Here is a 6,829-nt window from a genome sequence, read left to right as displayed (position 1 = left end):
TTTCCACGGTTCGCGATATTGAAGAAGATAAGGCGCCTGCCGATCTGGCTTCAACATTTCTGCGCGGTTATATCCGCTCTTACGCAAAACTGGTGCACATTCCCGAAAACGAATTACTGCCAATGATGGAGAAGCAGGCACCGGTTCGCGCAGCGAAAGTGGCGCCGATGCAAACTTTCTCCCTGGGGAAACGTCGTAAAAAACGTGATGGCTGGCTGATGAGCTTTACCTGGCTGGTGCTGTTTGTGGTGATCGGCCTGACCGGCGCGTGGTGGTGGCAAAACCATAAGGCGCAGCAGGAAGAGATCACCACCATGGCCGATCAATCCTCTGCTGAACTCAATCAGGCAGGGAATGGTGGCGCTCAGAGCGTCCCGCTGAACACCGACGGTGCAGCCACCTCAAGCGAGCCGCAAACAACGGCTCCGGCAACCGATGCGGCGCAGGCTCCGGCAGCCACGGCTAACACCGCTGCGCCTCAGGCTCAGGATCAGAACGCGGTCGTTGCCCCTTCTCAGGCGAATGTTGATACTGCGGCGAACGCGCCTGAGGCGACTCAGCCAGCGGACAATACCGCGGCATCCCTGCCAACCGACCCGGCGGCTACTGCCGCACCAGCAGCCGATCCAAACGCGCTGGTGATGAACTTCACTGCCGACTGCTGGCTGGAAGTCACTGACGCGACAGGTAAAAAACTGTTTAGCGGCCTGCAGCGGAAAGATGGCACGTTAAACCTAACGGGTCAGGCACCTTACAAACTTAAAATCGGCGCTCCGGCAGCGGTACAGATCCAGTATCAAGGAAAACCTGTCGACCTGAGCCGCTTTATCAGAACTAACCAGGTTGCACGTCTTACCGTTAATGCCGAACAATCAGCAGCACAGTAACAGACGGGCAACGCGGGAGATTTTTCATGCATAACCAGGCTCCGATTCAACGTAGAAAATCGAAACGGATTTACGTTGGGAATGTGCCAGTCGGCGATGGGGCACCCATCGCCGTTCAGTCGATGACCAACACGCGCACCACGGACGTGGAAGCAACGGTCAATCAAATCAAAGCATTAGAGCGTGTAGGCGCGGACATTGTTCGCGTCTCCGTGCCCACCATGGATGCCGCAGAGGCGTTCAAGCTGATCAAACAGCAGGTCAGCGTTCCGCTGGTAGCGGATATCCACTTCGACTACCGTATCGCGCTGAAAGTGGCCGAATACGGTGTTGATTGCCTGCGTATTAACCCGGGCAACATCGGTAACGAAGAGCGCATCCGCATGGTAGTGGACTGCGCCCGTGACAAAAATATCCCTATCCGTATCGGCGTCAACGCGGGATCGCTGGAAAAAGATCTGCAAGAAAAATACGGTGAACCCACGCCGCAGGCGCTGCTCGAATCCGCGATGCGCCATGTCGATCATCTCGATCGTCTTAACTTCGATCAGTTCAAAGTTAGCGTAAAAGCGTCTGATGTATTCCTCGCGGTGGAGTCGTACCGCCTGCTGGCAAAACAGATCGATCAGCCTCTGCACCTCGGGATCACCGAAGCGGGTGGCCTGCGTAGCGGTTCTGTAAAATCCGCGATCGGTCTGGGACTGCTGCTTTCTGAAGGGATCGGTGACACCCTACGCGTTTCGCTGGCGGCCGATCCGGTAGAAGAGATCAAGGTCGGTTTTGATATCCTGAAATCACTGCGTATTCGTGCGCGTGGGATCAACTTCATTGCCTGCCCAACCTGCTCGCGTCAGGAATTTGATGTGATCGGTACGGTGAATGCCCTGGAGCAGCGTCTGGAAGATATCATCACCCCGATGGACGTCTCCATCATCGGTTGCGTGGTGAACGGTCCGGGTGAAGCGCTGGTGTCCACCTTGGGCGTGACCGGCGGTAACAAGAAAAGTGGTCTCTATGAAGATGGCGTTCGTAAAGATCGTCTGGATAATAGTGACATGATCGACCAGCTCGAAGCTCGCATCCGCGCGAAAGCCGCGATGATGGACGAGACACAGCGTATCAGCGTTCAGCAGGTTGAAAAATAACGTGATGGGAAGCGTGCCGCTTCCCATGTATGATTGAACCCATTCTTTGGGTTTTTTTTGTATATAGAAAGAGAATAAACGTGGCAAAAAACATTCAAGCCATCCGCGGCATGAACGATTACCTGCCTGGCGAAACCGCCATCTGGCAGCGCATTGAAGGCACACTGAAGCAGGTGCTCGGCAGCTACGGTTACAGCGAAATCCGTTTGCCGATTGTAGAGCAGACCCCGTTATTCAAACGCGCGATCGGCGAAGTGACCGATGTGGTTGAAAAAGAGATGTACACCTTTGAGGACCGCAACGGCGACAGCCTGACTCTGCGTCCGGAAGGGACGGCGGGCTGCGTACGCGCCGGCATCGAACATGGTCTTCTGTACAATCAGGAGCAGCGCCTGTGGTATATCGGCCCGATGTTCCGCCACGAACGTCCGCAGAAAGGTCGTTATCGTCAGTTCAACCAGCTGGGTGTGGAAGTGTTTGGCCTGCAGGGTCCGGACATCGACGCCGAACTGATTATGCTGACGGCCCGCTGGTGGCGCGCGCTCGGTATTGCTGAGCACGTTTCGCTGGAGTTGAACTCTATCGGTTCTCTGGAAGCGCGTGCGAACTATCGCGATGCGCTGGTTGCATTCCTGGAACAGCATAAAGACAAGCTGGACGAAGACTGCAAACGCCGCATGTACAGCAACCCGCTGCGCGTGCTGGATTCCAAAAACCCGGATGTGCAGGCGCTGCTGAATGATGCACCTGCACTGGGTGACTACCTGGACGACGAGTCTCGCGAACACTTTACCGGCCTGTGCAAGCTGCTTGAAGCGGCGGGCATTGCCTACACCGTGAACCAGCGTCTGGTGCGCGGCCTGGACTACTACAACCGCACCGTGTTTGAGTGGGTGACCACCAGCCTCGGTTCACAAGGCACCGTGTGTGCCGGCGGTCGTTATGACGGTCTGGTTGAGCAACTGGGTGGCCGTGCAGCACCTGGTGTTGGCTTCGCGATGGGCCTTGAGCGACTTGTTTTGTTAGTTCAGGCTGTTAATCCGGAATTTAAAGCAGATTCCGTTGTCGATATATACCTGGTGGCCTCAGGCGCGGAAACGCAGTCTGCGGCGATGCAGCTTGCCGAACGCGTGCGCGATGCGCTGCCGGGCGTTAAGCTGATGACCAATCATGGCGGCGGCAACTTCAAAAAACAGTTTGCTCGTGCCGATAAGTGGGGCGCAAGTATTGCACTGGTGCTGGGTGAGTCCGAAGTGGCTAACGGCGAAGTGGTAGTTAAAGACCTGCGCTCTGGTGAGCAAACAACGGTAACGCAGGACGGCGTTGCGGCGCATTTGCGCACTCTATTGGGCTAAGGAGAAAGACTGCGTGGAAATTTACGAGAACGAACACGATCAGGTCGACGCGATTAAACGCTTCTTTGTTGAGAACGGCAAAGCGCTGGTTGTTGGGGTGATTTTAGGTGTGGGCGCGCTGATTGGCTGGCGTTACTGGAACAATCATCAGGCGGATACCGCGCGCGGCGCGTCTCTGACCTATGAAAATACCGTGAGTGCGATCCGTGCCGATCAGCCACAAACGCTGGTTGCGGCAGAGAAATTTGCTGCTGACAACAAAAACACCTACGGCGCGCTGGCTGCGCTGGAAGTGGCTCAGCAGTACGTTGATAAGAACGAACTGGATAAAGCTGTTGCTCAGTTGACTCAGGGTCTTGCTGCTGCCAGCGATGAAAACCTGAAAGCAGTGATTAATCTGCGCCTGGCACGTATTCAGGTTCAGCAGAAAAAAGCTGACGATGCGCTGAAAACGCTCGATACAGTTAAAGGCGAAGGTTTTGCTGCCATCGTTGCCGATCTGCGCGGTGAAGCGCTGCTGAGCAAAGGTGACAAAGCGGGCGCGCGTAAAGCGTGGCAAGCTGGCGTGGATAGCAAAGCTTCACCTGCGCTGAGCGAAATGATGCAGATGAAAATAAATAATTTGTCCGTCTGAGAGGGACCCGATGCAATTGCGTAAATTACTTCTGCCAGGACTGCTTTCTGTTACGTTATTGAGTGGTTGTTCACTGTTCAGTGGCGAAGAAGACGTTGTAAAAATGTCCCCACTGCCGACGGTTGAAAACCAGTTTACCCCTTCTACCGCGTGGGATGTCTCCGTTGGTAATGGTATTGGTGACTTTTATTCCAACCTTCATCCGGCCTTTGCGGACAGCGTTGTTTATGCCGCCGATCGTAAAGGTACCGTGAAAGCGGTCAATGCTGATGACGGAAAAGAAGTCTGGTCTGTTAACCTGGCGGAAAAAGATGGCTGGTTCTCCCGTAAACCTGCACTGCTGTCTGGCGGCCTGACGGTTGCCGGTGGTCATGTCTACGTGGGTAGCGAAAAGGCGCAGGTTTATGCCCTGAACACCAGCGACGGCTCCATTGCCTGGCAAACTACCGTGGCCGGTGAATCCCTGTCTCGCCCGGTCGTCAGCGACGGCCTGGTGCTGATTCATACCAGCAACGGCCAGCTGCAGGCGCTGAACGAAGCGGACGGTCTGGTGAAATGGACCGTCAACCTTGACATGCCTGCGCTCTCTCTGCGCGGTGAATCCGCGCCTGCTACCGCATTCGGTGCAGCAATTGTAGGCGGTGATAACGGTCGCGTGAGTGCCGTGCTGATGCAGCAGGGCCAGATGATCTGGCAGCAGCGTATCTCTCAGGCTACAGGCTCAACGGAAATTGACCGTCTGAGCGACGTCGACACAACGCCGGTCATCGTAGATGGTGTGGTTTACGCGCTGGCCTATAACGGTAACCTCACCGCGCTGGATCTGCGCAGCGGCCAGATCATGTGGAAACGTGAACTGGGTTCTGTAAATGATTTCATTGTGGACGGTAACCGTATCTATATGGTTGACCAGAACGACCGTCTGCTGGCGCTGAGCACTGAAGGCGGCGTGACACTGTGGACGCAAAGCGATCTGCTGCACCGTCTGCTGACCGCGCCAGCACTGTACAACGGCAGCCTGGTGGTAGGCGACAGCGAAGGGTATATGCACTGGATTGATCCGGATAACGGCCGCTTTGTTGCACAGCAAAAAGTCGACAGCTCTGGTTTCCTGACCGATCCGGTTGTGGCTGACGGCAAACTGCTGATTCAGGCAAAAGACGGTACGCTGTACGCGATCACGCGTTAATTACCCGGCGGTTGTAGTATACTAAACGGCTCCTGTTCACTCAGGAGCCGTTTTGACATTTTTAAAAACGCCGCGAATGCGACGTTTATTTGAATTTTATGAGGCTTCAAACATGGTACCTGTGGTCGCGCTTGTCGGGCGCCCTAACGTTGGAAAATCCACTCTTTTTAACCGTTTAACACGCACCCGTGATGCGCTGGTTGCGGATTTCCCGGGGCTGACGCGTGACCGTAAGTACGGTCGTGCAGAGGTGGAAGGACGCGAGTTCATCTGTATTGATACCGGTGGTATTGACGGTACAGAGGACGGCGTTGAAACCCGCATGGCGGAACAGTCATTGCTGGCGATTGAAGAAGCGGACGTGGTGCTGTTTATGGTGGATGCGCGCGCTGGCCTGATGCCGGCAGACTCCGCCATCGCCAAACACCTGCGCTCGCGTGAAAAGCCCACTTTCCTGGTGGCGAACAAAACTGACGGTATCGATGCCGATCAGGCCGTTGCGGACTTCTGGTCTTTAGGCCTGGGTGAAATCTACCCCATTGCGGCATCGCACGGTCGCGGCGTGACCAGCCTGCTGGAAACCGTTCTGCTGCCATGGGTTGATGAAGTTAACCCGCCGGAAGAGGTGGACGAAGACGCTGAATACTGGGCGCAGTTTGAAGAGGGCGTTGAGGGCGAAGAAGAGCCTGAAGACGACTTCAATCCGCAGGATCTGCCAATCAAGCTGGCTATCGTGGGGCGTCCAAACGTAGGTAAGTCTACACTTACTAACCGTATTCTGGGTGAAGAGCGCGTGGTCGTTTACGACATGCCTGGCACCACGCGCGACAGCATCTACATCCCGATGCAGCGCGATGAACGTGAGTATGTCCTCATCGACACCGCCGGGGTACGTAAGCGCGGGAAAATCACCGATGTGGTGGAAAAATTCTCCGTTATCAAAACCCTGCAGGCGATTGAAGATGCCAACGTCGTCATGCTGGTCATTGATGCACGCGAAGGAATCTCCGATCAGGATCTCTCTCTGCTCGGCTTTATCCTCAATAGTGGGCGTTCACTGGTTATCGTGGTCAACAAATGGGATGGCCTGAGCAATGAAGTGCGCGAGCAGGTGAAAGAGACCCTCGACTTCCGTCTGGGCTTTATCGACTTTGCGCGCGTGCACTTTATTTCTGCCCTGCACGGCAGCGGCGTCGGTAACCTGTTCGAATCCGTACGTGAAGCCTATGACAGCTCCACTCGTCGTCAGAGCACCGCCATGCTGACCCGCATCATGAATATGGCTGCGGAAGACCATCAGCCGCCGCTGGTACGCGGTCGCCGCGTGAAGCTGAAATATGCTCACGCCGGGGGTTATAACCCGCCAATCGTGGTGATCCACGGCAACCAAGTGAAAGACCTGCCGGATTCCTACAAGCGCTATCTGATGAACTACTTCCGTAAATCGCTGGACGTGATGGGCACGCCTATCCGCATCCAGTTCAAGGAAGGGGAAAACCCGTTCGCTAACAAGCGCAACACCCTGACGCCGAACCAGATGCGTAAGCGTAAGCGTTTGATTAAGCACATTAAGAAAAGCAAATAAGCTTTGCTGAACTCACAAAAGCCCGCGCATGTCG

General features: G+C 55.3%; 6 protein-coding genes. All 6 read left to right on the top strand.

Annotated features, from left to right (window positions below; translation table 11 throughout):
* Window positions 1-887, top strand: an 887-nt coding sequence (rodZ, locus tag L977_RS07185; protein ID WP_047625476.1) for a cytoskeleton protein RodZ, incomplete at its 5' end; no start/stop codon positions are given.
* Window positions 888-913: 26 nt separating this feature from the next.
* Entirely contained in the window at window positions 914-2,032 is a 1,119-nt protein-coding gene (ispG, locus tag L977_RS07180; RefSeq protein WP_023337626.1) for a flavodoxin-dependent (E)-4-hydroxy-3-methylbut-2-enyl-diphosphate synthase, read from the top strand.
* An 80-nt stretch (window positions 2,033-2,112) separates the two neighbouring features.
* On the top strand, window positions 2,113-3,387 hold the full coding sequence (gene hisS / locus L977_RS07175; protein ID WP_014884809.1) for a histidine--tRNA ligase: 1,275 nt from the start codon (window positions 2,113-2,115) through the stop codon (window positions 3,385-3,387).
* Window positions 3,388-3,400: 13 nt separating this feature from the next.
* On the top strand, window positions 3,401-4,021 hold the full coding sequence (locus L977_RS07170) for a YfgM family protein (protein WP_014884808.1): 621 nt from the start codon (window positions 3,401-3,403) through the stop codon (window positions 4,019-4,021).
* 10 nt (window positions 4,022-4,031) lie between these two features.
* Entirely contained in the window at window positions 4,032-5,210 is a 1,179-nt protein-coding gene (bamB, locus tag L977_RS07165; protein WP_014884807.1) for an outer membrane protein assembly factor BamB, read from the top strand.
* 112 nt (window positions 5,211-5,322) lie between these two features.
* Window positions 5,323-6,795 carry a ribosome biogenesis GTPase Der gene (gene der, locus L977_RS07160; protein ID WP_014884806.1) on the top strand — a complete coding sequence of 491 codons (1,473 nt, stop codon included), beginning with the start codon at window positions 5,323-5,325 and terminating at the stop codon, window positions 6,793-6,795.
* Window positions 6,796-6,829 lie beyond the last annotated feature (34 nt).

The organism is Enterobacter sp. ZOR0014 (genome assembly GCF_000798855.1).
In the GTDB taxonomy this organism is placed as follows: Bacteria; Pseudomonadota; Gammaproteobacteria; order Enterobacterales; family Enterobacteriaceae; genus Enterobacter; species Enterobacter kobei.
Note: the sequence above shows the minus strand (reverse complement) of the source record. Positions and strands in the feature narration are given on the sequence as shown.